This is a genomic window from Propionispora sp. 2/2-37 (assembly GCF_001298735.1).
GTDB lineage: Bacteria > Bacillota > Negativicutes > Propionisporales > Propionisporaceae > Propionispora.
The window spans coordinates 92,744-117,344 of the sequence record NZ_CYSP01000005.1; the positions used below are offsets into that span (position 1 = coordinate 92,744).

Below are 24,601 nucleotides of genomic sequence, written 5' to 3' on the forward strand. Positions count from 1 at the left end.
GACAGTTCAATATCCAAATTTCTGGCGTGCAGTTTTTAGAAAGTTGATTATATTCCGATAAATGCTGTTGTAAAAGCAGAAAAACTCAGAGAAAATGTAGGCTTAATTTTAATAATTTCTTCCGGTTATTTTTAATTTTTGGAGGAGGGGTTACTATGCCAATAAGTAAAGACGTGGTTATGCAGAAAGTCCAACGTTTTGGCGGTGCAATGTTTACACCGGTTTTACTGTTTTCTTTTTTCGGTATTATGGTAGCTTTGTCAATCTTGTGTAAAAATCCGGATATTGTAGGTGGAATTGCCAACAAGGGAACACTGTGGTATGACTTTTGGTTTATTATTGAGCAAGGTGCATGGACGGTTTTCAGTCAGATGCCGCTTTTATTTGTCATCGCTTTGCCGATTGGCCTGGCACAAAAGAACCAGGCCCGCGCTTCCATGGAGTCTTTTGTCATTTATATAGTCTTCAATTATTATGTCTCGGCCATGTTAACACTGTGGGGACCGATGTTTGGCGTGGATTTTACCAGGGAAGCCGTCAGCGGCTCGGGTCTGGCTATGATTGCCAATATCAAAACGCTCGATTTTGGGATGCTCGGGGCCATTTTTATCGCAGCAGTAACGGTATACTTACATAATAGATTTTTTGATGTCAATCTGCCCGATTTCCTGGGTGTATTCAAAGGCTCGTCGTTAGTGGTTATTGTCGGCTTCTTTGCCATGCTGCCGATTGCCTATCTCTTCTGTCTTGTCTGGCCGCATGTTCAGATGGGGATTTACTCCATGCAGGAGTTTTTTAAGATGAGCGGGGTGTTTGGAGTATGGCTGTACACTTTCCTGGAACGGATTTTGATACCAACGGGGCTGCACCACTTTATCTGGACGCCCTTTATTTTAGGTCCGGCAGTTGTAGACGGTGGGATCAAGCAGTATTTCTTTCAACATTTAAACGAATTTGCCACAGCGGCGCATTCTTTAAAAGAAATGTTTCCGCAAGGCGGTTTTGCATTGCACGGTTCTTCTAAAATGTTCGGCTCCATCGGTATTGCGCTGGCGATCTACGGAACAGCGAAACCGGCTAAGAAAAAAGCCATTGCCGGTCTCTTAATCCCGGCCATGCTGACGGCGGTGCTTTGCGGTATTACGGAACCGCTGGAATTTACTTTTTTATTTGTTGCACCGCTGTTGTTTGCCGTCCATGCTTTTTTGGCTGCAACGCTGGCTGCTGTGTCCTATTCCTTCGGCGTTGTCGGCGATTTCGGTAGCGGCCTCATTGAAAATGCCGTACTAAATTGGATACCTTTATTTAAGTATCATATGTCCACCTATATTATCCAGTTTATCATTGGTTTTATTTTCACCGCCATCTATTTTGCCACTTTTCGTTATTTGATTTTACATTTTGATTTCAAGACACCGGGGCGTACTGATGAGGAAGAAGACCGCTTATATACAAAAGCGGATTATCAGGCAAAACAAGTCATGGCGGCTGGTCTTGATATGGATGAGCGGGATAGAAAAGCAGCGGCATTTTTAGCAGCATTAGGCGGCAGGGAAAATATCGAGGAAGTCACCAACTGTGCAACCCGGCTGCGGGTTACAGTTAAAAATGGCAATTTAGTGCAGGATACCAAGACATTTGTCAACGGCGGAGCGCATGGATTGGTACAGAAAGGCAATGCCATCCAGGTTATTGTCGGCCTTTCCGTCCCACAGGTGAGAGAACGGTTTGAAGCGTTGCTGACTGCCGATTCGAAAGAGGCGAAGCAGTCCCGGGGAACCAAGAAAAGTGCAACGTTAAAAGCATTTGTCTCCGGTAAAGTGATTCCCATTTCCGCAGTCGGGGATGAGATGTTTTCACAAAAATTGATGGGAGACGGGGTGGCCATGTGGCCGGAAAATGATGTTGTAACCGCACCGGCTGAAGGTGAAATTACTATGGTTATGGATAAATCCGGGCATGCGGTCGGCCTGAAGCTGGAAAGCGGTCTGGAAATTTTGATTCACATTGGCCTTGATACCGTTAACCTGGAAGGTGAGGGATTTCAGGTTTTAATAAAACCGGGACAAAGAGTTCGAGCCGGCACTGAACTGGTTCGTTTCGATGCTAAGCGGCTAAAGGAAAAAGGATATTCGCCGATTGTCATTATGGCGGTTACTAATTTTGACCAGTATCCGTTGCTGCGCTTCTATTCAGGCATGCAGGCAAAGGCTAAGGAAACAGTGATTGCAACCTTTTAAGATGACTATGACTACAGCCAGCAATTCAGACTGGACTATAAGGGTATGGATTTGAAGAGCCCCGGGTCCTTCGGAGCCTATCTGCGGGTGCTGAAGCTGCAAAAATATGGCGATCCCTCGCATGATGACGAATGGAGTTCCCTGCCGTCGGATATGAAAGGCTGGATTCTGGGGGTTGACTACGCAATCGGAAAAGATATACAGTGGACAACCCTGTATGGCCACCAGAAGCTCAATATTTCCGGTACAGATACCTCTATGGACAAAGACAGCACCCGTAAATTAATCCGTACCCGGCTCGATTTCCATTTTTAAAGAAAATCGTAAGAAATATTGGAACTCTCGTGTATTGCGACTACACGGGAGTTCCTTTTTATAGACATTTATCTATACTTCATCCCCTATTGGTTCTACAATACCTGTAAAGATGATTTATTCCAGATATGTACTTTTTTAGGAAGGATATTAATTGACGAAGTAATAAATCTATAATTTTAGAAAAACGTTTCGTTGTTTGCCCAGGATACTATAAAATAAGAGGAGAGAACATGAAGAACGGCAACTTGCTGAAAAACAAGCCGCCGTTTCCCAGTGCTATATATGCTTCTGACAGATTAGAATGTGGTGACGACACGCGAATAAATAATATCTTGAAAATGGAAAATAGCCGGAATTTTTTTACTTGCATATTAGGTAATTTATGCCTATAATAATATATAGACCGGTCGGTACAAAAAGCTATAAAGGATATTAATATCATGAAAAGTAAACCTGACTCCACAAGGGAAAAAGTCCTTGCTGCAGCAACGAGACTTTTCCAAACTCAAGGTTATAATGCCACAGGATTAAAAGAAATCCTGGAAGAGAGTGGCTCGCCCAAGGGATGTTTGTATTATTATTTTCCTAATGGAAAAGAAGAATTGGCTTTGGAGGCTATAAAATTAGCCACTGAATTTATTAAGAGAAAAATCAAACAGGCTTTTGATGAGCATTCAGATCCTGTTGCAGGAATACAGTATATTATTGGGACGATGATAAAAGATTTAAGCCAGGAGGGTAATCTTCGAGGCCTTTCAATAAGTTTAATTGCATTGGAGACTTATTTATCAAACGAAAAATTAAGCAATGCATGTAAAGAGGCGTTTATTGCTTTAGAAGAAATTTTTTCTGAAAAGCTGATGAAAAGTGGATATTCCAGGGAAATGGCCCAGGAATTAGGTATGATGGTTCAAGTTATGCTCGAAGGGGCTCTGATACTGTCGGTTGCCAAAAAAGATACTAAGTCATTGGAGTTAGTCAATACGCAAATTGGTGCTTTGTTGGAGCAAGATAATAAGTTTATAAAATAGCTTATTATAGCTGAAGTAAGTTATTTTATAAACTTATTATATAGACCGGTCTATATAATTATGTTATTAACAGGTATTTTTTACTTATCCACTTTCGTGCTGGTCACGGAGGTTTTATATAAAGTTTAAAACAAAACTCAAGGGGAGTTGAAGTACAATGAAAAAGAATGCTAAGATTTTTGTAATGGCGCTCATGATAATGGGGGTAACTTCCGGTATTGCTTTTGCCAATTCGACAGAACCAAGGACGACTGCTGAGCAGCCGTTTATCCTTGATAGAACTCACAACCAGATCACATTAGACCGGGAATATCCGGAATTAGGGCTCCGGTCCCATTCCTGGATTACCGGCACCGGCAGTCAAACGGTTGCCCATACACAACTCATTGACGTAGCCAGCGGAAAGGTAGTAAAGGAACTAAGCCGGGATTGCAACTATGCGGATCTTCCTTATTCCCATTCCTATACCGATCCTATCGAATATGGTAGTAACTAAACTGTGTCCGTAAATAAAATCCGCCGTTTCCATAATCATCGGAATAACGGCGGATTTTTTGTTTCTCTTTATGACGTTTATAGTCATTTTTACGATCGGCCCAGATAGGGGCCAGTTTTACTTCCGGCGTCATTGCCCGGTTCGGTTTACCTGCGACTTTCAGAGTATTGGGGTTAATCGTTCCACATTTAATTTTCTTCTTAAAATTAGATTTAGACATACGAGCACCTCCCATGCTACTATTATTATAGTCTCTTTAACGTATCGAATAAAGGATATTCTCTATCTAAACGGAATTTGTGATTAGTTATTAGTGAAAGAGAACATCGTATAGAAGGAAGGAGATTTGATTTGCCTTCGAAAGACCTATTTTTATATTGCCGGACAAAACTTGGAGCGATTGAAGAGTACCCTTTTGGCCCCGATGTCATTGTCATCAAGATAGCAACCAAGATGTTTGCACTTCTATCATGTAGGAATGGTCAGAAATATCTTTCGTTGAAATGTGATCCTGACTATGCTGAGTTGTTAAGGAAACAATATCCAAGTATAATTCCCGGGTATCATTTAAATAAGCGCCACTGGAATACAGTACTACTCGATGGCAGTATCCCGGAAAATGAGATAAGAGGACTAATTGATCATTCTTATGACCTGGTGTATAAATCACTTCCCCGGAAAAAGAGAATAGTATATCAAGAGGGCAGATAAATGCCATGTAATAATTATACTACATTGAAAACGGTCGACTATTAGAGTATACAAATATCAATTTTTAATAATATCATGGCAAACTTAATAATGGATCAATCAGGTTTAGATCAGGGGTTATGCGGAAATATAGTAAAAGATGTGAAGCTGTGATGAGATAATGTGTTAACCAAGTAATTTATAGATACCTTCCAGTGGTTTGGTATACGTTTTTCCAGATGGGCCAATGATAAATTGGCAATCCGGGCAGTGGCAGGCATGTCCGCCACTGCAATATTTCGTAAGCAATTCGCTGGTCTGTTCCTTATCCTGATCAGTGAGCATATAGGCTGAAATTTGTTGCGCTACTTCCTTATTTATAAACGTACATTGGATAATTCTATTGATTGTAATGGTTTCCCGCACTTTTCAATTCCTCCCGCAACCGTTATATTTTTAAAATATAACGAATAATTGTGGAAAGAGATAGGCAAATTATGTTAAAAAAATATTAAGTTTTTAATATGATTTCCCTGCTGGAAGGCAACAGACTTGTTCGAGCAAGACGCAAGTTGTTTGGTGCATTGCTATATGAAGGATCCCAAACAGGGATATACCCAAGTCCTGTATGGAGGTAAGTCTTGCAGGACTTGGGTATTTATATCAAGAAATAAACAGATTGGTCAGTAATAAAAATTGTGGTAATCCATCGAAAAAAGGTGACCTATGCAAAAAGGTGAGGTAGTAATTTTAAGGGGAAATATAGTATTTACTCCGGAGGAAAAAAGCTTTTCCGTCTATGAGAATAGCTATTTGGTGGCTTGTCATGGTAGGGTTGAAGGAATTTTTACGAAATTACCGGAGCAATACCAAAACATATCGGTACACGATTGTGGAAATGGCCTTATTATACCGGGATTTGTCGATCTGCATACCCATGCCTCCCAGTATGGCCAGAGAGGATTGGGACTGGATTATACATTGCTGGACTGGTTAAGGGAGTACACTTTTAAAGAGGAAAATAAATTCAGTGATCCGGTTTATGCTACGCATACATACCAAGCCTTTACCGAGGAAGTCATAGCCCAGGGCACAACAAGAGTGGTCGCTTTCGCCACGATTCACCAGCAAAGTACCCGCATTCTATGTGAAATCTTGGCGCGCAGGGGAGTGGGAGCCTATGTCGGCAAGGTGAATATGGATGACAACTGCCCTTCTTTTATGAAAGAAAATACTCAAAAATCACTGCAGGAAACGGAAGCATTTATATACGAATGGATGGACCATCCGTTGGTAAAGCCCATCATCACTCCACGGTTCGCGCCGACCTGTAGCAGAACGCTGCTGGAAGGGCTTGGAAAATTTGCGGCACAGTATAAGCTGCCTGTACAGTCGCATCTGTCGGAAAATGTAAGTGAAATCAAATGGGTACAGGAATTATTTCCTGAATGCAAGGAATATCATCAAGTGTATCAACAATATAAATTATTCGGGCAGACACCGACCGTTATGGCGCATTGCGTTCATATGTCGGAAGAGGCCATACAAAGTATGAGAGAAAACCAGGTTATAGCGGTGCATTGTCCGGATTCCAATATGAATTTAACAAGTGGGATTATGCCGCTCCGTAAACTCCTCAATAACGGCGTCAAGGTGGGGCTGGGAACCGATATTGGTGCAGGCCACAGTTTATCCATGCCGCAAACCATAGTGAAAACCATTCAACTGTCAAAAATAAGGTCTTTGTTTGAGAAAAAAGAAGAACCGTTGACTTTGTCTGAAGTTTTTTACCTGGCTACAAAAGGCGGCGGGAACTTTTTTGGCAGGGTGGGCAGTTTTGAAAGAGGATACTGGTTGGATGCCCTAGTCATTTCTCAGGAAGCAGCGGTAACGCCGTTATCGCCGCTGGAGAAACTTCAGCAATTCATTTATACGGGAACTCCGGCTTGCATAACTGCACGGTACATTAATGGCAAAAAGATCAATTTCTAGAGAGGCCGGTCCCGGGAATAATGTATCTACACTTTAAGATATTATGTAACCCGTTTATCGCTTGACCTGAACTATAGTTATAGTACAAATAGGAAAATAAAGGATTGCGGTATTCCCTCTCTTAAGCTTGACTAACTTACAATTCTTATGTTAACATGAAGTTGTATGTAAACTTAGGAGGTGCTTTTATGAGAATTGCACTAGTGGGGCTGGGGACAACCGGGAAGGTTGTGGCAGAGTATCTTTATCAGCAGCAAGCACTCACGCTCGTATTTTGCAGAGAGAACAGCCCGGACGCCGGACGGGACTTGGGAGAAGTTTTACATAGGCCATATATGGGGATTACGATAGAAAGCACAGAAAATCTGGAAGATAAATTAAAGACTTATAAACCGGATGTGTTGATTGATTTTTCATCGCCCAAGTTTCTTAGAGAAAATCTGGTCACCCTTGCAAAATATAATGTACACGTGGTGACTGCGGTAACCGACTATAGCCAGATGGATAAAAAACGAATGAAGGTTATGACCCGCAAGGGGAGGATCGGAGTGGTGCTCGCTCCCAATATTACCCTTGGCGTCAATGTCGTGCTGAAGCTGGCGGCCCAAATCGCATCAGTTCTTCATAGCGGGTATGATTATCAGGTGATAGAGGAGAACCACCGCAATAAAAAGGATAGCCCGTCAGGAACAGCGGAAAAACTGGCTGTAGCGATTAAACATGTACTCGAGAAAGTCAGGGATACCAATCATGATATCCCGATTCATTCCATACGCGCTGGTGATATGATTGGGCGCCACAAAGTTCTGGTTTGTGGTGAATATGATCAGATCGAAATTACCCATACCGCATTCTCCCGGACAGCCTACGCTGAAGGGGCTTTCAAGGCCGCCCAATTCATTTTTGGCAGAAAAGGGTTATATGGAATGAAAGACGTGTATGGTCTTGGGGGAAAAGGATATCTTCAGGAACCGCTTAAGATGGAGCCGGAGGAAAAAGAACCTGTCGGTGTTTACGCTTAAACTAAAAAAACAACCAAACCTTTCTAAAGCTAAAAGAAGGGTTTGGTTGTTTTTTTCTATTTCTTCTTTAGCAAAGATATAAATGCTTTAGTCCGTTACAAAAATTAATGATAAAAATCGTTAATGAATTCATAAAAAAATAGACTAATAATAAGATTTTGAAGTTTCTAAATAATTTGATCGGAAAACTGCTTACACGACAACTTCTGGATAAGATAGATAAAGTAATATCCTTGAGGTAATTTTAGACAAAACTGCTACAATTATAACTGTCAGAAAGCAAGCTAGCAAAAAGAGGTGTTCTGTATGTTAAATGGTGAAAAAAAAATTCAAAAGCCTTTGCGGTGGGCGATGGTAGGAGGTGGGCGTACAAGTCAGGTAGGGTATAAACACAGAACGGGTGCATTAAGAGATAATACGGCATTCACCCTGGTGGCAGGGGCCTTTGACGTTGATGCACAAAGAGGAAGAGATTTTGGGATAAACTTAGGTGTTGCTGCCGATCGTTGCTATCCGGACTATAAAACCATGTTTGCCGAAGAAGCAAAACGTAAGGATGGCATCGAGGTAGTTTCTATTGCTACTCCTAACGGCACCCATTATGAAATTTGTAAAGCGGCTCTCTATGCAGGGCTTCATGTAATCTGTGAAAAGCCTTTATTTTTTACAAGCGACGAAGCAAGAGAGATTAAAGCACTTGCCGAAGAGAAGGGAAAGATTATAGGTGTTACCTATGGATTTTCCGGCAGCCAGATTCTATTACAAGCCCGTAAAATGATTGAAAATGGTGAGCTGGGTGATATTCGTCTAGTAAAATTGCATTATACGCATGGTTTTCATGCTGATGCGGCAGAAAAAGAAAATAGTGCGGTCCAATGGCGTGTTGACCCTAAAATTTCAGGTCCCAGTTATGTATTAGGCGATCTTTCTACTCATACTTACTATATTTCACAATTACTGCTGCCTGCTATGAAAATCGAAAAGTTAATATGCGATCGCCAGAGTTTTATTAAAAACCGTGCACCTCTGGAAGATAATGCTCATGTTATTATGCATTATGACAATGGTGCGGTGGGAACCATGTGGGTATCGGCAATTGATGCAGGTTGTCATAGGTCTCAGGGGGTTCGTATTGTAGGAACAAAAGCAAGCATCGAATGGCGGGATTCCTGCCCCAATCAACTGCTCTTTGAAGAACAGGGCAAACCGAATCAAGTACTGTTCCGCGGGATGCCTTACCTTTATGAGGAGGCTTTAGCAGAGGAACGTTTGGGTGCATTGCATGAAGAAGGGCTTTCGGATGCGTGGGCCAATATTTACCTCAGGTTTGCCATGGCGATAGATGCGCAAAACAGAGGTGATAAAGAATTTCTGAAAAATTTTATATACCCGGACATAAATGCCGGGCTGGAGGGCGTACGCTGGATAGAAAATTGTGTAAGGTCTGCCAATGAGGGGGCCGTTTGGGTTGATTTTAAATAAGCAGGTGTGCACTATAGCTTTGGGGAATAAAACAGGTACATGTTTCGCTTTTTAATCTATAGCTATTAGAATTAGGAGTGGATGAATTGTGCAATGTTTTGTTAGAAAAAATTCCACGCGTATCTTTGAAGCTGATAAATTACCCCAATTGCTTTATGCGTGCAAGGCAGAGGATGATTTGACGAGGCTTCCTTGTGTGATGCAGATGCATGAAGACCGCCTAGAAATTTTATTTATCAGGCATGGCAGAGGAATTCATACCATTGGCGGACGGCAATATCAAACCCGGGAAGGCGATATTCTAATTTTCAATAGCGGCGTTATTCACGATGAACGTGCTAATCCTCAGACGGGAATGAGTGTATATAACTGTGCGGTCACAAATTTAAAACTAAGGGGTATGCGAGAGAACTGCCTGATTCTTGACGGCGCGAATCCGGTTCTGCACAGTGGCGCAATGCGCAAGGATATTGAAAACCTGTTTAGCTTGATATACTCACAGCTTTACGCCCGTCATGAAGGCGCAGAGGAAATCGGTAATCACCTGCTGTGCGCCCTTATTACGCTTATTTTAAAACAAGTTAATGGGGCTGGAACCTTAGCGGCAGAGGATGAAGATATGCTGGGGATAACCATAAAGAAATATATCGATGAGCATTGTTTCGAGGAACTGACTTTAGAAAGTATTAGCAAGGCCCTGCATATTAGCCCTTCCTATTTATGCAATGTTTTTAAAAAAAACACAGGATATGCCCCTATCCAATATATTATGTGCCGCAGAATTGGAAAAGCTCAAGCCTTGCTTCTCGGCACAAATTATAATGCTACTACCATTGCAGCTATGGTAGGATATGACAACTCTAATTATTTTAATACACTTTTCACCAAAATTGTCGGTATGACTCCAATCAAATATCGAAAATGCTGGGTGGATAGGGGATACACAGAAGGGGCCCGTAGAGGGACATCAAGCACTAGCGATAAGCGAAATCTGTTCAATAGCTACAGGTATGATGACTTTGGGAGGGTTTAAGTAGTGACAGCCCTGGTATAAATAAGCGTCTATTTATATTGAGAGAGTAGAAATATGCACCTGTTAATAGTTCGAATATTTAGTTAATTTAGAGGGCGGGAATTTACATGAAAATGGGGGATTAACATGAAACTATCTTATGTTACAGACAGTCTTGGACATCTGTCTTTTGAAAATATGTTAGATAAAGTCGCAGCAATGGATATTCATGCCGTTGAAATGACAACCGGCGGCTGGTCGCCGGCACCACACCTTAGACTTGATGAATTATTAGAAAGCTCTTCTAAAAGAGAAGCGTTCATCATGGCCTTGCAAAAAAGAGATATTGAGCTTTGTGCCCTGAACTGCTCCGGTAATCCCTTGGATCCTGGCAAACTCGGTGAGGAGCATCGAGCAGTTACGGAAAAAACCATGGAACTGGCAAAATTGTTAAATGTTAAGAAAATTGTTATGATGAGTGGTTTGCCAGGGGGCTGTGCGGGTGATAAAACGCCAAACTGGATTACCTATACCGTAAGCTGGCCGGAAGAACTACAGCAAGTAGTGGATTATCAGTGGAACGAAGTTGCAATCCCATACTGGAAAAGGCTCGTAAATAAGGCGGAAGCCTGTGGTGTAGAAAAAATAGCCCTGGAAAATTTCAGTTCCCAGCTAGTATACAATCCGGAAACCTTATTTAAGCTGCGGAATGCGGTGGGTCCGATGGTGGGGCTGAATTTAGATCCCAGCCATTTATTGTGGATGGGAGCAAATCCTATTGCTGCGGCCAGAGCGTTAGGCGATGCAATTCACCATGTACATGGGAAGGATGTCAGAATGGAACAAGGGCTGGTAGAGATTAATGGCGTGATGGAAACGAAGGTCGTTACCGATGTAGCCGCCCGGGCATGGAATTATGTTGCGGTTGGATGTGGACATGATCTGCAGTGGTGGAAGGAATTCTTTTCTGTGGTCAAAATGATGGGCTATGACGGACATGTTTCGCTGGAAATGGAAGATTTAACAATGTCTATAGAAGCCGGAATAACAACTTCGGTAGAGGCGTTAAAACAGACGATTAGTGTGTGAATTAAAGAAAAAGCTAGAATGATAATTCCCTTGGCATATTCAGCCAAGGGAATATATCGGTTGAAATTTCCTGAATAAAAAGGAGATATAGCTTGGTTTTAAAAGAAAAGTAAGTCTAAGGAGGGAAGTTTATGAGTGAAAATGCAACCGGAATCCAGCCCTCATCGCCGTCTTTTTTACGAACCATTATGATTATATCGACTTTCGGCGGACTCTTGTTCGGGTATGATACCGGTGTTATTAACGGTGCGTTGCCATATATGTCGGCACCGGATCAACTGAATCTGACGCCTCTTACGGAAGGACTGGTAGTCAGTTCTTTGCTCCTTGGTGCCGCGCTGGGATCGATAGTGGGCGGAGTTCTATCTGACAAACATGGCCGTCGTAAGAATATTATTCATTTAGCCTTGTTGTTCTTTCTGGCTGCTGTTGGCTGTTCCCTGGCACCCAATGTCGAGATCATGGTTATCTGCCGGTTTTTACTTGGCTTGGCGGTGGGTGGTGCTTCGGTCACTGTGCCAACCTATTTAGCAGAAATGTCACTGATGGAAAATCGGGGCCGCATGGTTACACAAAATGAACTGATGATTGTAACAGGACAATTTCTTGCTTTTATTGTTAACGCGATTTTTGGAGTTATGTTAGGCAATGCAGGATATGTGTGGCGGTATATGTTAATTGTTGCCGCTCTTCCAGCTGTTGTGTTATATTTCGGAATGCTGAGAATGCCTGAAAGTCCCCGCTGGCTGATTTCGCAGGGAAAGATTGCGGAAGCTCTGCAGGTTTTAAAGCGGGCGCGCCAAACCGAGGAAAAAGCCATAGCTGAATTTAATGAAATTCAGGATACTGTTGAGGCTGAAGCCCAAATGGGCAAAGCCACCTGGAAGGATTTAAACTTACCTTGGGTGCGGCGGCTTCTCATTGTGGGAATTGGTGTTGCCGTTGCCAGTCAATGTACAGGTATCAATACCATCATGTACTATGGCACAGAGATTTTGAAAGATGCGGGATTTTCTACAACAGCAGCTTTGATTGGCAATACTGTCAATGGTTTAGCATCGGTTGTTGCTACCAGCATCGGCATTTGGCTGGTAGAAAAAGTGAGACGCCGTCAGATGCTCTTGACCGGATTGACCGGAACGACGCTGGCGTTATTCCTGATTGCCATGTCATCCATGCTGATGCAGGGATCTCCGGTACTGCCTTATATCGTAGTGGGATTGACGGTAATGTTTTTAGCCTTTATGCAGGGGGCAATTGGGCCGATACTTTGGCTGCTGTTGGCAGAAATTTTCCCGTTGCGCCTGCGCGGTCTCGGCATGGGAGTTTGTGTATTATTTGTCTGGATTACTAATTTTATAATTGGCTTCTTCTTCCCTGCCCTATTAAGCAGCTTTGGCTTATATATTACATTTTTTATCTTTGTTGGCATAGGTATTTGCTCCCTGATATTTGTCAAATTGTATGTCCCGGAAACAAAGGGACGTACCTTAGAGGAATTAGAGAATCAATTCCGTAATTACTATAAAAAGGGTGTTGTTGAAAATACCGGATTGGGTAAGTAGTGGTCTTATTTTGATCTGCAACTGATAATTGGATTAAAGTAAAGCGGCGAAAACCATGAGGCAGCAAGATGCACCCTGATAAACACTATAGTTTTGCGATCGAGTGCACTTAAAAAAGGCGGAAACTTATGGGAAATGTAGACCAAATTGTTTTTTCAATGGTTGCCGATGCAGGTGACGCGCAGGCATTGATGATGCAGGCGCTCGAATGGGCAAGAATGGGAAATTATAAACATGCCAATACGCTAATGGCAAGGGCTGAAGAAAAAATGCTCAAAGCGCATCGCGTCCAGACAGGGCTGTTTAAGAAAGAAGCCGAGGGAATGGAAGGGCAATGTACGGTTTTGCTGGCGCACGCGCTGGATCAGGTAATGAATGCGATGCTGACCCAAAAGTTAATTCAGGAAATAATCTATCTCTACAAAAGATAGAGCTACCTAATGTTAACCATATAGTTTTATCAGACCTGTAGGATTTTGGTGAATTATACCTGCTGGAATTGATCCGCGAACTGAGGGAACTGCTATCCTTCTTAATACGGACAGAAGAAAGGGACTGTGTTGAAACGTAAGGCTTCAGCACGGTCCCTTTTTATGGGTTGAAATTTTTTATACACCCTACCCTGGTAGTTATTGCGTTAATACCAATTGGGCATTAAGATAGGAATAACAAGGAGGTGATGGAATGAATGATATTATTTTGAAGTTAGAGCAACTAGGTTTTTCCTCCTATGAAGCAAAAGCGTATTATGCTCTAATCCGAAAACATCCTAGTAATGGTTATGAAATTAGCAAAATAGGAAAAATTCCATCAGCTAAAATTTATGAGACAATAAACCGGCTTAAAATGAAAGGCGCTATTATCGAAAGTACGGCGGAGGCAGGAAAGTACTATCCTGTTCCGGCAGATAAGCTTTTAGCCAAAGTAAAGCAGGAGTTTGCTTCGACGATACAAGATTTAGAAGGACAGTTGAGAAAGACGGAGCCATTGCCGGATATTGATGTAACCCTCAATTTTTCCGGATATGAAACCTTTGCTGAAAAAGCCGTAAATCTGATATGTAATACCGGTATATCGCTGCTAATGTCTGTTTGGCCTCAGGAGGAGCTTCTACTAAAGGATGCGGTAACCCAGGCAAAAAAGAGAGGCGTTACCATTGTGGCCGGGGTATTTGGACAATCATCCATAGAAAGTAGTTACCATGTTAATTTGGCAAGCTGTGGAACCTCGTCACAGGCAAGGTTAGGCAAACGGCTGAATATTGTCATTGGAGATTCCCGGGAAGTGGTGATTTGTGAGGCTGGCGGGCATGGTACGGCAGAAGGTGTATGGACAACAACGCCCAGTATTATCCTGGTTGCTAAGGAATATATTAAACATGATATCTGGGGAAACCTTTTGATCAATGTCATTGGTGAAGAAAAATTCAATCGCTTGTGCGAGAGTAATGAGATGCTGTCTTATCTGATTCAGAACCGTTAGGGGGCAGGGGAATGAATGCGTCTAAGCATTTGGATATTTTCAATCAAGTTAAGATAGGGATAGTTGGATGCGGACATCTGGGAAGAGCTGTTCTGACATCTTTGCTTAACCATGGGTTTCCTCAAAAAAGTATGTATATTTCCTATCAGGGTAAGCCGTCCACCTATGAGAAAATAAAACAATTGGGCCTCACCGAATGCATTGCAGACAATAAGAGAATTTTTCGTGAGGCAGATATTGTTTTTTTGACCATACGGCCGCAGGACATGAACCGTTTACAGGGAATAGATTTCCCAAGGGACACGCAGATTGTTTCCTGTATAGCCGGATTGACTACCGGAATCGCCAAAGATATATTGAATACTTCCATTTTCCGCATTATGCTAAGCGGACCGGATACAATCGTGTCGGCAAGGGGAATTGCCGCTATGTACCCTTATAATAATTTGGTAGGAGATATATTGAAAAGAATGGGCCTGCGTATATTTGAGGTTTCCCAGGAGAGTGATATGGATATATTTACGGCCGGAGTATGCTTACCTGCGGCATTGTTGCTGGAGAATAGCGAGGCGGCAATACAGGAGGCAATTAGGGAGGTAAGCACGGACTACGCCACGTTTTTTGAGATATATAGGTGGGCCCAAGAAATTGCCCCCTTTTTTCATACAGAGAGTGAAAAGGCAGAATACATTTCAAAAATGATAACAAAGGGCGGTGTTACGGAAACCATAGTAGCTAGTATACAGTCGGGTGAATCCTTTCTCACTGCTTTGAGGAGGGGGATCAGGCGCAGTAAAGATATTTCACAGGAAATTGGCAATTCTATTTTAATGTAATCCGGCATGCGGGGCGGAACGACGATGACTTTGCAGCGTAAGGTCGATAGTAATTTTAGAAAGAAGGTTTTCCTATGGACAAATTAGAGAATGTTTCCGTAATAAAAAAAGCCAATATATATTTTGATGGTAAAGTAACAAGCCGTACTGTTTTATTAGCTAATGGAGAAAGAAAAACGCTGGGCATGATACTGAAAGGGCAGTATACATTTGAAACCTCAGATAAGGAACATATGGAACTTTTGGCCGGCAGGCTGGACGTATTGCTCCCTAATCAAAAAGAATGGATTTCAGTTGAGGCAGGGCAAACTTTCGAAATTCCGGCACACTCAAAGTTTGACATTGTTGCCAGAGAGTTAACCGATTATTGCTGCTCCTATATAAAAGAATAAAGGTTTATCCTATGGAACAGGGGTGGGTTTTGCGTATGGCAAAATCCACCCCTGTTTTGCATAACGGAAGAAACTGATAGCATGAAACATTTTTCCATAGGCCGTTCCTGAAAATGACATTCACAATGACCGGATCCGAGGGTTTTTAGGAATGGACAGGACGTCACCCAAATAGCGGAATAGGATGTTTTGGCTATGCCTGGTAAAGGACAATCCTGAATTGTTAACATGAAGGATCTTACCATAAATAACCATGGACAGATATAGATAATTTTGCTAAAGTGAATTTATAAGGACAAGTGTATTTTAGGAGTGGATTCTATGAAACACTTGTACCTGAATTTTTAATAATATAGGAACTAAGGAGGGTCAGCGTATGAGTGGTTTTGATTTCGGCAGCATTATCCAAAAAGATCGTAGTGAAAGGATACATCAACAGTTTAGCGGCACTCTGCTTGATTATTTGTCGATTGTAAAAGAAAATCCCAAAGTAACTATGCTGGCTCACCAGCGCATGTATGAACTGCTGGTCAATCCCGGTGTAGAAGCGATTAAGACCGAGGAAGATCCCAGGTTAAAGCGGATACATGGCAATAGCATCCTAAAAAAGTATACATTTTTTTCTAATGATTTTTACGGTATTGATAAAAGTATTATGCAATTGATGCGTTATTTTCATTCTGCGGCTATGAAGGGGGAAGAAGCACGTCAGGTACTCTACCTGGTAGGTCCGGTCGGAGCAGGGAAATCTTCCCTGATGGAAGCGTTGAAAAAAGCGTTGGAAATGAGTCCGCCCATTTATGTTATACAAGATTGCCCGATGCGTGAAGAACCGCTGCATCTGATTCCTAAGCACTTACGGCCGCAGTTTGAAGAACTGTTGGGCATAAAGATTGAAGGGGATCTTTGCCCCATTTGCCGGCACCGGCTAAAACATGAATTTCATGGTGAATTTGAGAAATTCCCGGTTACCATGGCGGAATTTTCCATTCGTTCCCGTAAGGGGATCGGAGTGGTGCCGCCTGTTGATCCCAACAACCAGGACACCTCCGTATTGTCCGGTTCAGTGGATATATCCAAAATGGATTTGTATGCAGAAGACGATCCGCGGGTGATGTCTCTTAACGGGGCTTTTAATGTAGGCAACCGGGGCATTGTGGAATTTATCGAAGTCTTTAAAAATGATGTGGAATACTTGCACACCATGATTACCGCCACCCAGGAAAAATCAATTCCTTCTCCGGGCAAGGGATCCATGATCTATTTCGACGGAATTATTCTGGCTCACTCCAATGAATCGGAATGGAACCGTTTCAAATCGGATCACACCAATGAAGCCATTCTGGACCGGATTGTCAAAGTGGAAGTACCGTATTGTCTGGAACTGGATGAAGAAGTGAAAATCTACCGGAAGATTCTCAAAAACAGCTCCTTTGAAGCGCATATTGCCCCCCATACCATTGAAATGGCGTCGATGTTCGCCATCCTCAGCCGTTTGACTCCGTCGTCCAAAGTGGATGCCCTGACCAAGCTGAAAATTTACAACGGGGAAGAAATTGTGGAAAAAGGATCTACCAAAAAAGTCGATATCGGGGAGTTGCGTGATGAAGCACAGCGGGAAGGCATGAGCGGCATATCCACCCGGTTTATTATGAAGGCACTTGGCGCCACGCTGGCCGAAGCTGAAAATGACTGCATCAATCCCATTGCCGTGCTGGATACGCTGATTAAGGCGGTCAAGGATATGGCGGCAGCCGAAGATGAGAAAAAACGGTATCTGGGTTTTCTGCAGGACGTGCTGAAAAAAGAATACAATAAAATTCTGGAAAAGGAAGTGACCCGCGCGTTTATTCATGGTTATCAGGAACAGGCGGAAAGCTTATTCAACAACTATTTGGATCATGCGGAGGCTTTTGTTAATTCGGCTAAAATTAAAGACCGCAATACCGGTGAAGAGTTGGAAGCCGATGTGAAGTTCCTCCAATCGATTGAAGAACAGATTGGGATTAGCGGGACGGCTGCACTTGGTTTCCGGCAGGATGTAACGGCTTACATGTTTTCCCTGCTGCGCAGTGGTGCCAAGATGGATTATCGCAGTTACGAACCACTGAAAGAAGCCATTGAAAAAAAGCTTACCGTATCGGTTAAAGAACTGTCTCGCATAGTGACGAAGGCCAGGGTGCGTGACGACGAACAAGACAGCAAATACAATGCCATGGTGGAAGAAATGAAAAAGAACGGATATTGCGACCATTGCTGCAATGTAATTTTAAAATACGCTGCTAATAATTTGTGGAAGGATTAGTGGTTTTTTTCCCTGACGGCAGAGAAAGGAGGGAAGGGTATGGCTCTTTTTAAAGAAGGAAGCCTGGCATCGTCTGACCGTTCGCAATGGGACCGGAAGCGGCACAGACAATTAGTTGAAGACGCCATTAAGAAAAATATGGGCGGCATTATTGCCGAAGAAAGCATTATTGGCCAGGATGGGAGTAAAAAAATTAAAATTCCCGTCAAAGGAATAAAGGAATATCAGTTTATTTACGGAAAAAATACGCCGGGCACAGGGGCCGGCAACGGCAGCGAAGAAAGGGGACAAGTGATCGGCAAAGCCGGTGAGGGTGAAGGGCAGGGACCCGGGCAGGGTCCCCAGGCCGGAAGCGAAGCCGGTGAGGATATTTTTGAGACGGAAATCACGCTGGACGAACTGGTACAGTATCTATTTGAAGATTTGCAACTTCCCGATATGGAACGCAAAAAGTTTGCCATGATCGAATCGGAACGGAAATATAAACTGTCCGGCTATCAAAAAAAGGGCATACCGCCACGGCTGGCCAAGAAACGGACCGTCACCGAAAAGATTAAACGGGTCAAGTCGGCTCTCCGGGCCCGGGAGGAAGCTGGAAACTTGGCTGAACGGCAGGGCTTTATCGAAGATGATCTGCGCTATCGCCGCGTGAAAACGGAGATTCGCCGCAATTCTAACGCAGTGGTAATCTGCATTATGGATACATCAGGGTCGATGGATCAAACCCGCAAATATCTCGCCAGAAGCTTTTACTTTCTTTTGTACCAGTTTGTCCGTTATCGCCATGAACAGGTCGAAGTGGTATTTGTCGCTCACACTACGGAAGCCAGGGAAGTCAATGAACAGGAGTTCTTCCATAAAGGCGAGTCTGGGGGGACGTTTATTAGCAGCGGCTATGCCAAAGCACTGGAAATTATTGAACAGCGCTATAACCCGTCCATCTGGAATATTTATGCGTTTCATTGTTCCGACGGCGACAACTGGGCTGAGGATGATGCCAAGGCGATTGCTCTGGTCCGCAAACTGTGTGAATTGTGCAATTTGTTCGGTTATGGCGAAGTAGCAGGGCATTACGGCTATAGTACGATACGTCGTAAATTCCAGGAACATATCAAAGAGAAAAATTTCATTATCGCCGCCATTGATTCTAAAGAAGATGTCTGGCCGGCGTTTAAACGGATTTTGGACAAGGAAGGAGCCGGAGGTGACAGGTGATGACAGTCGAGTATTCCCTGCAGGATCTGATGGAATGGAACCGGCACATTGAAGAATTTGTCGGGGAAATAGGTCTGGATTGCTATGAGCAGCAATTTGAGATCTGCAGCTATGAAGATATGTTGTGCTACGAAGCCTATGTAGGCATGCCGTCCCACTATCCGCACTGGAGCTACGGCAAAGCCTATGAACGACAGAAGACCTTTTACCGGCATAACCTTGCCGGACTGCCTTATGAAATGGTGATCAATTCCGATCCCTGCATCGCCTATCTGATGCGTGACAACACCTTGCTGCTCCAAATATTAACGATGGCGCATGTATACGGACATAATGACTTTTTTAAGAACAACCGTTTATTCAGGAGGGATACCCGGGCCGGTTTGACGCTGGAAATCTTTAAAGCCCATGCCGACCGGGTCAGGGGCTACATTCAGGATCCCAGTATCGGATCTGAGCAAGTGGAACGCATTTTGGACGCTGCCCATGCCCTGCGTTTCCAGATTTCCCGTAATGGTTCAGGTAAAACTGCCGACAGGGAAACTTTGCGTAAGGAGGCGGTCGAACCCATTCCGGAACGCCTGCAGGACGATTTGCTGGGGTTTCTGGCCGAACGGGGACGGCTGGCCGACTGGGAACGGGACCTGGTAACCATTGTCAGGGATGAGTCGCTCTACTTTATTCCCCAGATGGATACCAAGATCATGAACGAGGGCTGGGCCAGCTATTGGCACTACCGGATTCTGCAGAAGCTGGAACTTCCTCAGGCTCTTCATCTTGAGTTTCTGCAGCGGCATAATCTGGTCATCCGTCCGCACCGGGGCCGGGTTAATCCTTATTTTGTCGGTTTTAAGCTTTTCGAATATCTGGATAAGACTATGGGGCGCGAGGCGATTTTACGGATTCGTGCCGAAGAACGGGACCAGTCCTTTTTACGGCGCTATCTGACCCGGGAACTGTGCGAGGAAATGCATCTTTTTGTCTATCAAAAACAGGGAGAGGATATTGTGGTTGCCGAAGTAGCCGATGGGGATGGCTGGAAAAAGGTCAGGGACGAACTGGCCGGCTCCGCGGGAGCCGGCAGTATTCCGGTTATTATCCCGCATAAGGTAGACCGGGGAAAACTGGTGCTTGAACACCGTTTTGACGGACGGGAACTGGAGATGAATTATGCCCGGGAAACGTTACAATATGCTGCCCGGCTCTGGGGTGGAACGGTGGAACTGCTCACCATGCTGGATGGAAAACCGAAAACTATAGTCAGTGAGGATCCTGCCGGTAAATAAGGCCGGAATTCATCGTTGTAGGGACCTTACGTGCTTAGAACCTAGCTATTGCTAGGTTCTTTTCTTAGAATACGGATAACCCCTCTTGCCATTTTATTCCCTTAAAACGTGATGAATTCGTAACAAACCTGTAATATTGGCAGATTATACTGTAGTTAATAAATAAAGGAGGGTTCCCATGAACAAGTTAGTTAAATTTTTAATTGCAATAGCATTAGTATTTGACATTCCTCATAAGAAAGCGTACAATATTGATAAATATTTTAATATGGTATTCGCAAAAGCTGTGAACAGGAAGAGTATTCCGGGATAAACCCGTACAGAGAGCAGGAAAATGCTGAGAACCTGCAGGACATTGCCGGAAGAAAATCACCTGAGAGCTGATGGCTGAATTACTAGTAGGTCAATTCGTATTCCTGCGTTAAAGGATAAGGTATGCAGTACCTGAAAGTGTAAAGGTGGTATAGCGAAGCAAACGCTTCGTCCTGACTAGGACGAAGTTTTTTTATTATAAAAATAGATATTGTCTTTGAGGGACATATGGTTGATATAGCGGTTTTGGAAAATGCACTGTAAAAGGAAGGGGCAAAACATGTATAAAAAAGTAAGTCCAAAGAATGATTTTGTGGAAATGGAAAAATCGATCCTGGCTTTATGGGAAGAAAAAGATGTCATTGCCAAAAATTTCAATATGAATGAGGGTAAGGAATATTTTACATTCTATGATGGCCCGCCTACTGCAAACGGTACTCCCCATATCGGGCATGTTGTTACCCGGGTTATCAAAGATCTCATTCCCCGCTATAAAGTCATGAAGGGCTATAAGGTACTGAGAAAAGCGGGCTGGGATACGCATGGCCTCCCGGTTGAACTGGAAGTGGAGAAAAAACTGGGTATTTCCGGCAAGCCGGAGATTGAAAAATATGGCGTTGAAGATTTCGTAAAGCAATGTAAAGAAAGTGTTTTTACTTATGCTACGCAGTGGAAGGAAATGTCCGAGCGGGTAGCTTATTGGATCGACATGGAAAATCCGTATGTCACCTATCATAATGAGTATATTGAGTCGGTTTGGTGGTCGTTAAAGCAGCTCTGGGATAAAGATTTATTATATAAAGGACACAAAATTGTTCCCTATTGCCCGCGCTGCGGAACCGCTTTGTCTTCCCATGAAGTGGCGCAAGGCTATAAAGATGTAAAAGATAGTTCAGCTTATGTCAAATTTAGACTCAAGGGAGAAAATGCCGCTATTCTTGTGTGGACGACGACGCCGTGGACGCTGCCCAGTAATGTGGCGTTGGCGGTCAATCGGAAATATGATTATGTGGAAGTGATCAATCAAGACGAGCATCTGATTCTTGCCAAAGAATTGTTAAGCTGCCTTGAGGGTGAATATGAGCTGGTGCGTGAATTCAAGGGAGAAGAATTGCTTGGCAGGGAATATGAACCCATGTTCAGTTTCGCGAAACCGGAGAAGAAAGCTTATTATGTTATCCATGGTGATTTCGTTACCCTGAGTGACGGTACTGGTATTGTGCATATTGCCCCGGCTTACGGGGAGGACGATAACCGGGTTGGACAAAAATATGATCTGCCGCTTGTCAATCTGGTGGATGCACAGGGGAATTTTGTAGAAGAAGTGACTCCCTGGCAGGGGTTGTTTGTTAAAAAAGCCGATGAAAGAATACAGACATTCTTAAAAGAGCAGGGCACTTTATATAAAGCGGAAAAATATCTCCATTCCTATCCGTTCTGCTGGCGCTGCGACACTCCGCTGTTATATTATCCGCGTGTATCCTGGTTTGTCAGAATGTCGTCCCTACGGGATAAACTCTTGGAAAATAATGATAAAATTAACTGGTATCCGGATAATATCAAAAAAGGCCGTTTCGGCAATTTTCTGGAAAATGTAATCGACTGGGGGCTCAGCCGGGAACGGTATTGGGGCACGCCGCTGCCGATTTGGGAATGCGAATGCGGACACCGGGAGTGCATTGGCAGCATGGCGGAACTCAGGGAAAAAGGGCTGGATGTGCCTGCGGATATTGAACTGCATAAACCGTATATTGACCAAGTACACCTGAATTGCCCGCATTGTGACAAGCCGATGCAGAGAGTCAGCGAGGTCATTGACTGCTGGTATGATTCCGGGTCGATGCCATTTGCCCAATATCACTATCCGTTTGAGAATAAAGAACTTTTTGAACAGAATTTTCCGGCCCAGTTTATCTCGGAGGCTGTTGACCAGACGCGTGGCTGGTTCTATACCTTGCTGGCCATTTCTACCGCAGTTTTTGATACAAGTTCATTTGAAAATTGTGTTGTGCTGGGGCATGTACTTGACAAACACGGCCTGAAAATGTCTAAACATAAAGGCAATGTCTTAAGTCCGTTTACCGTTTTAGACAATCAAGGTGCCGATGCCCTGCGCTGGTATTTCTATACTGCCAGTGCTCCCTGGCTGCCTTCCCGTTTCTATGAAGACGCCGTAATTGAAGCACAGCGTAAATTTATTAATACATTGTGGAATGTCTATTCCTTTTATGTACTATATGCGGAAATCGACCAGTTCGATCCGGCGAAATACCAAGGCAGGCAGAGCAGTCATGTCATGGACAGGTGGATTATCTCCAAGCTTAACACTCTGATTAACCAAGTCGATGACTATCTGAACACGTATAAAATCACCGGTGCCGCTCAGTTGATTGAGGAATTCACCGATGAACTTTCCAATTGGTATGTACGGCGCAACAGAACGAGATATTGGTCCATGGAAATGACTGATGACAAGATTGATGCCTATTTCACGCTGCACACCGTATTGAAAAATCTGGTCATTGTAGCCGCTCCGTTTGTACCGTTTATTACCGAAGAAATTTATCAAAACCTGGTAGCACATATCGATCCCCAGGCGCCGGAAAGTGTACACTTATGCCTGTGGCCCGAATATGATGAAAAACTAGTGGATGCCAGACTGGAAAAAGAAATGGAACTGGCTTACAAGATTTGCGGACTGGGCCGCAGCGCGAGAAACCTTGCAAATATCAAGAACAGGCAGCCGCTTCCCCAAATGCTTGTCAGCACCGGTGAACTGCCGGACTACTATATTGATATCATCAAGGAAGAACTTAATATTAAAGAAGTAATTGTTAATGCCAATATGTCTGACTATGTAAGTTATACCGTCAAACCGAACTCCCCGGTGCTGGGAAAGATGTACGGCAAACTGCTGCCAGGGATCCGCAAAGCCGTCACAGAAGCAAATCAGATGGAACTGGCGCTCAAAGTGTCTGCCGGACAAAGCATTACCATCGATGTTGAGGGAACTTCCATTGAACTCAATAGCGATAATCTCTTAGTCACTATGAATGGTCTGGAGGGCTTTGCCTTTGCCGGTGAAGGCGAGGTGGGTGTGGTATTGGATACCCATATTTCGGAAGAATTAAAAACCGAAGGCTATGCCAGGGAGATTATCAGCAAACTGCAAAACATGAGAAAAGACAGCTCGTTTGAAGTTGTTGATAAAATAACAGTCTATATGGCTGGCAACGAGTTGCTTCAGTCAGTTGTACAGCAGTATAAAGAGTACATTATGAGTGAAACGCTTGCCGTGGATATTATCTTTAATGCGGAACGGGACTATACTGAAGTAAATATCAACGGCGAAAAATTGCAGTTGGCTGTGGAGCGGCTGTAGAATTCATTCAGTACGGTTGATTTAAAGGTTTTATTTTAAAAATGATCCGGGGAAATATATGCCGGATCATTTTTGATTTATAAATCCTGTTCGCATTGTGCATCCGGCAGGAGCCAGTAGTCCGCTTTTGTCTTCATCCGAGAAGCAAAGGAACCGTCCCTATGTTTTTTCTGAGTTTTTGAAAGGACAAGGTTTTGTAAGTAACCCAATCGCTAAGTCAGCCATAAGATATATAGGGTATTACATACCACAATGTAGAAAGGAGATGTTGTTCATGGGTTTCGGTGGATGTGGAAACGGATTTGGCCGTGGAGGTAGTTGGATTATAATCATTATTATAATTCTACTCCTGTTCTGTTTTTGTGAAGATAATGGTTTCACATCAGACTGCTAGAATCTTCTTTTGAGTAAGAATTCTTGCCGCAAAAATAGTCCTCTGCCGCCAGGACTAAAG

The 24,601-nt window shown here is 43.4% G+C and carries 22 protein-coding genes and 1 other annotated feature; of the genes, 20 read left to right on the top strand and 2 right to left on the bottom strand.

The window, feature by feature from the left end; translation table 11 throughout:
* Positions 1 to 155: 155 nt before the first annotated feature.
* From P22_RS06570 to P22_RS06585, 4 genes are all read left to right on the top strand, one after another.
* Positions 156 to 2,240, top strand: a complete 2,085-nt coding sequence (locus P22_RS06570) for an alpha-glucoside-specific PTS transporter subunit IIBC (protein WP_054259437.1) — start codon at positions 156 to 158, stop codon at positions 2,238 to 2,240.
* A 45-nt stretch (positions 2,241 to 2,285) separates the two neighbouring features.
* The gene (locus P22_RS06575; RefSeq protein WP_054259438.1) at positions 2,286 to 2,555 is read left to right on the top strand and encodes a hypothetical protein; all 270 of its coding nucleotides are present in this window, start codon (positions 2,286 to 2,288) and stop codon (positions 2,553 to 2,555) included.
* A 443-nt stretch (positions 2,556 to 2,998) separates the two neighbouring features.
* Positions 2,999 to 3,589 carry a TetR/AcrR family transcriptional regulator gene (locus P22_RS06580; protein ID WP_054259439.1) on the top strand — a complete coding sequence of 197 codons (591 nt, stop codon included), beginning with the start codon at positions 2,999 to 3,001 and terminating at the stop codon, positions 3,587 to 3,589.
* A gap of 157 nt (positions 3,590 to 3,746) precedes the next feature.
* Positions 3,747 to 4,085, top strand: coding sequence for a hypothetical protein (locus tag P22_RS06585; protein WP_054259440.1), 339 nt, complete (start codon positions 3,747 to 3,749; stop codon positions 4,083 to 4,085).
* Here P22_RS06585 and P22_RS06590 read toward each other — a convergent pair.
* Positions 4,063 to 4,305 carry a hypothetical protein gene (locus P22_RS06590; RefSeq protein ID WP_054259441.1) on the bottom strand — a complete coding sequence of 81 codons (243 nt, stop codon included), beginning with the start codon at positions 4,303 to 4,305 and terminating at the stop codon, positions 4,063 to 4,065. The genes P22_RS06585 and P22_RS06590 overlap by 23 nt on opposite strands.
* Positions 4,306 to 4,436: 131 nt before the next feature.
* On the opposite strand from P22_RS06590, the gene P22_RS06595 reads away from it, so the two are divergent.
* Positions 4,437 to 4,796 carry an MmcQ/YjbR family DNA-binding protein gene (locus P22_RS06595; RefSeq protein WP_255351786.1) on the top strand — a complete coding sequence of 120 codons (360 nt, stop codon included), beginning with the start codon at positions 4,437 to 4,439 and terminating at the stop codon, positions 4,794 to 4,796.
* Between the two features lie 165 nt (positions 4,797 to 4,961).
* Here P22_RS06595 and P22_RS06600 read toward each other — a convergent pair whose 3' ends face one another.
* On the bottom strand, positions 4,962 to 5,201 hold the full coding sequence (locus P22_RS06600; protein WP_054259443.1) for a hypothetical protein: 240 nt from the start codon (positions 5,199 to 5,201) through the stop codon (positions 4,962 to 4,964).
* A 300-nt stretch (positions 5,202 to 5,501) separates the two neighbouring features.
* Between P22_RS06600 and guaD the strand changes: the two genes are divergently transcribed.
* From guaD to ileS, 15 genes are all read left to right on the top strand, one after another.
* A complete protein-coding gene (gene guaD, locus P22_RS06605) occupies positions 5,502 to 6,767 on the top strand; it encodes a guanine deaminase (RefSeq protein ID WP_054259444.1) in 1,266 nt (421 codons plus the stop codon).
* 188 nt (positions 6,768 to 6,955) lie between these two features.
* Entirely contained in the window at positions 6,956 to 7,789 is an 834-nt protein-coding gene (gene dapB / locus P22_RS06610) for a 4-hydroxy-tetrahydrodipicolinate reductase (protein ID WP_054259445.1), read from the top strand.
* 306 nt (positions 7,790 to 8,095) lie between these two features.
* Complete coding sequence (locus P22_RS06615; RefSeq protein ID WP_054259446.1) at positions 8,096 to 9,271, top strand: Gfo/Idh/MocA family protein; 1,176 nt, start codon at positions 8,096 to 8,098, stop codon at positions 9,269 to 9,271.
* An 88-nt stretch (positions 9,272 to 9,359) separates the two neighbouring features.
* Complete coding sequence (locus P22_RS06620) at positions 9,360 to 10,304, top strand: helix-turn-helix domain-containing protein (RefSeq protein ID WP_069972773.1); 945 nt, start codon at positions 9,360 to 9,362, stop codon at positions 10,302 to 10,304.
* A gap of 126 nt (positions 10,305 to 10,430) precedes the next feature.
* Positions 10,431 to 11,372, top strand: a complete 942-nt coding sequence (locus P22_RS06625) for a sugar phosphate isomerase/epimerase family protein (protein ID WP_054259447.1) — start codon at positions 10,431 to 10,433, stop codon at positions 11,370 to 11,372.
* 131 nt (positions 11,373 to 11,503) lie between these two features.
* Entirely contained in the window at positions 11,504 to 12,937 is a 1,434-nt protein-coding gene (locus tag P22_RS06630) for a sugar porter family MFS transporter (RefSeq protein WP_054259448.1), read from the top strand.
* Between the two features lie 128 nt (positions 12,938 to 13,065).
* Positions 13,066 to 13,368: a PTS sugar transporter subunit IIA gene (locus tag P22_RS06635; protein ID WP_054259449.1), complete on the top strand. Its 303-nt coding sequence runs from the start codon at positions 13,066 to 13,068 to the stop codon at positions 13,366 to 13,368.
* 253 nt (positions 13,369 to 13,621) lie between these two features.
* The gene (locus tag P22_RS06640) at positions 13,622 to 14,419 is read left to right on the top strand and encodes a TrmB family transcriptional regulator (RefSeq protein WP_054259450.1); all 798 of its coding nucleotides are present in this window, start codon (positions 13,622 to 13,624) and stop codon (positions 14,417 to 14,419) included.
* Positions 14,420 to 14,430: 11 nt separating this feature from the next.
* On the top strand, positions 14,431 to 15,255 hold the full coding sequence (locus P22_RS06645) for a pyrroline-5-carboxylate reductase family protein (protein ID WP_054259451.1): 825 nt from the start codon (positions 14,431 to 14,433) through the stop codon (positions 15,253 to 15,255).
* A 74-nt stretch (positions 15,256 to 15,329) separates the two neighbouring features.
* Positions 15,330 to 15,647: a pyrimidine/purine nucleoside phosphorylase gene (locus tag P22_RS06650; protein WP_054259452.1), complete on the top strand. Its 318-nt coding sequence runs from the start codon at positions 15,330 to 15,332 to the stop codon at positions 15,645 to 15,647.
* Positions 15,648 to 16,023: 376 nt separating this feature from the next.
* Entirely contained in the window at positions 16,024 to 17,952 is a 1,929-nt protein-coding gene (locus P22_RS06655; protein WP_054259453.1) for a PrkA family serine protein kinase, read from the top strand.
* A gap of 39 nt (positions 17,953 to 17,991) precedes the next feature.
* Entirely contained in the window at positions 17,992 to 19,167 is a 1,176-nt protein-coding gene (yhbH, locus tag P22_RS06660; protein WP_054259454.1) for a sporulation protein YhbH, read from the top strand.
* Positions 19,167 to 20,453, top strand: a complete 1,287-nt coding sequence (locus P22_RS06665) for a SpoVR family protein (protein ID WP_054259455.1) — start codon at positions 19,167 to 19,169, stop codon at positions 20,451 to 20,453. The genes yhbH and P22_RS06665 overlap by 1 nt, the downstream gene beginning before the upstream one ends.
* A gap of 178 nt (positions 20,454 to 20,631) precedes the next feature.
* Positions 20,632 to 20,766 carry a hypothetical protein gene (locus tag P22_RS21360; protein WP_255351787.1) on the top strand — a complete coding sequence of 45 codons (135 nt, stop codon included), beginning with the start codon at positions 20,632 to 20,634 and terminating at the stop codon, positions 20,764 to 20,766.
* Positions 20,731 to 20,944: a binding site (T-box leader), on the top strand. (Overlaps the previous gene by 36 nt.)
* Positions 20,945 to 21,045: 101 nt before the next feature.
* The gene (ileS, locus tag P22_RS06670; RefSeq protein ID WP_054259456.1) at positions 21,046 to 24,147 is read left to right on the top strand and encodes an isoleucine--tRNA ligase; all 3,102 of its coding nucleotides are present in this window, start codon (positions 21,046 to 21,048) and stop codon (positions 24,145 to 24,147) included.
* Positions 24,148 to 24,601: the final 454 nt, after the last annotated feature.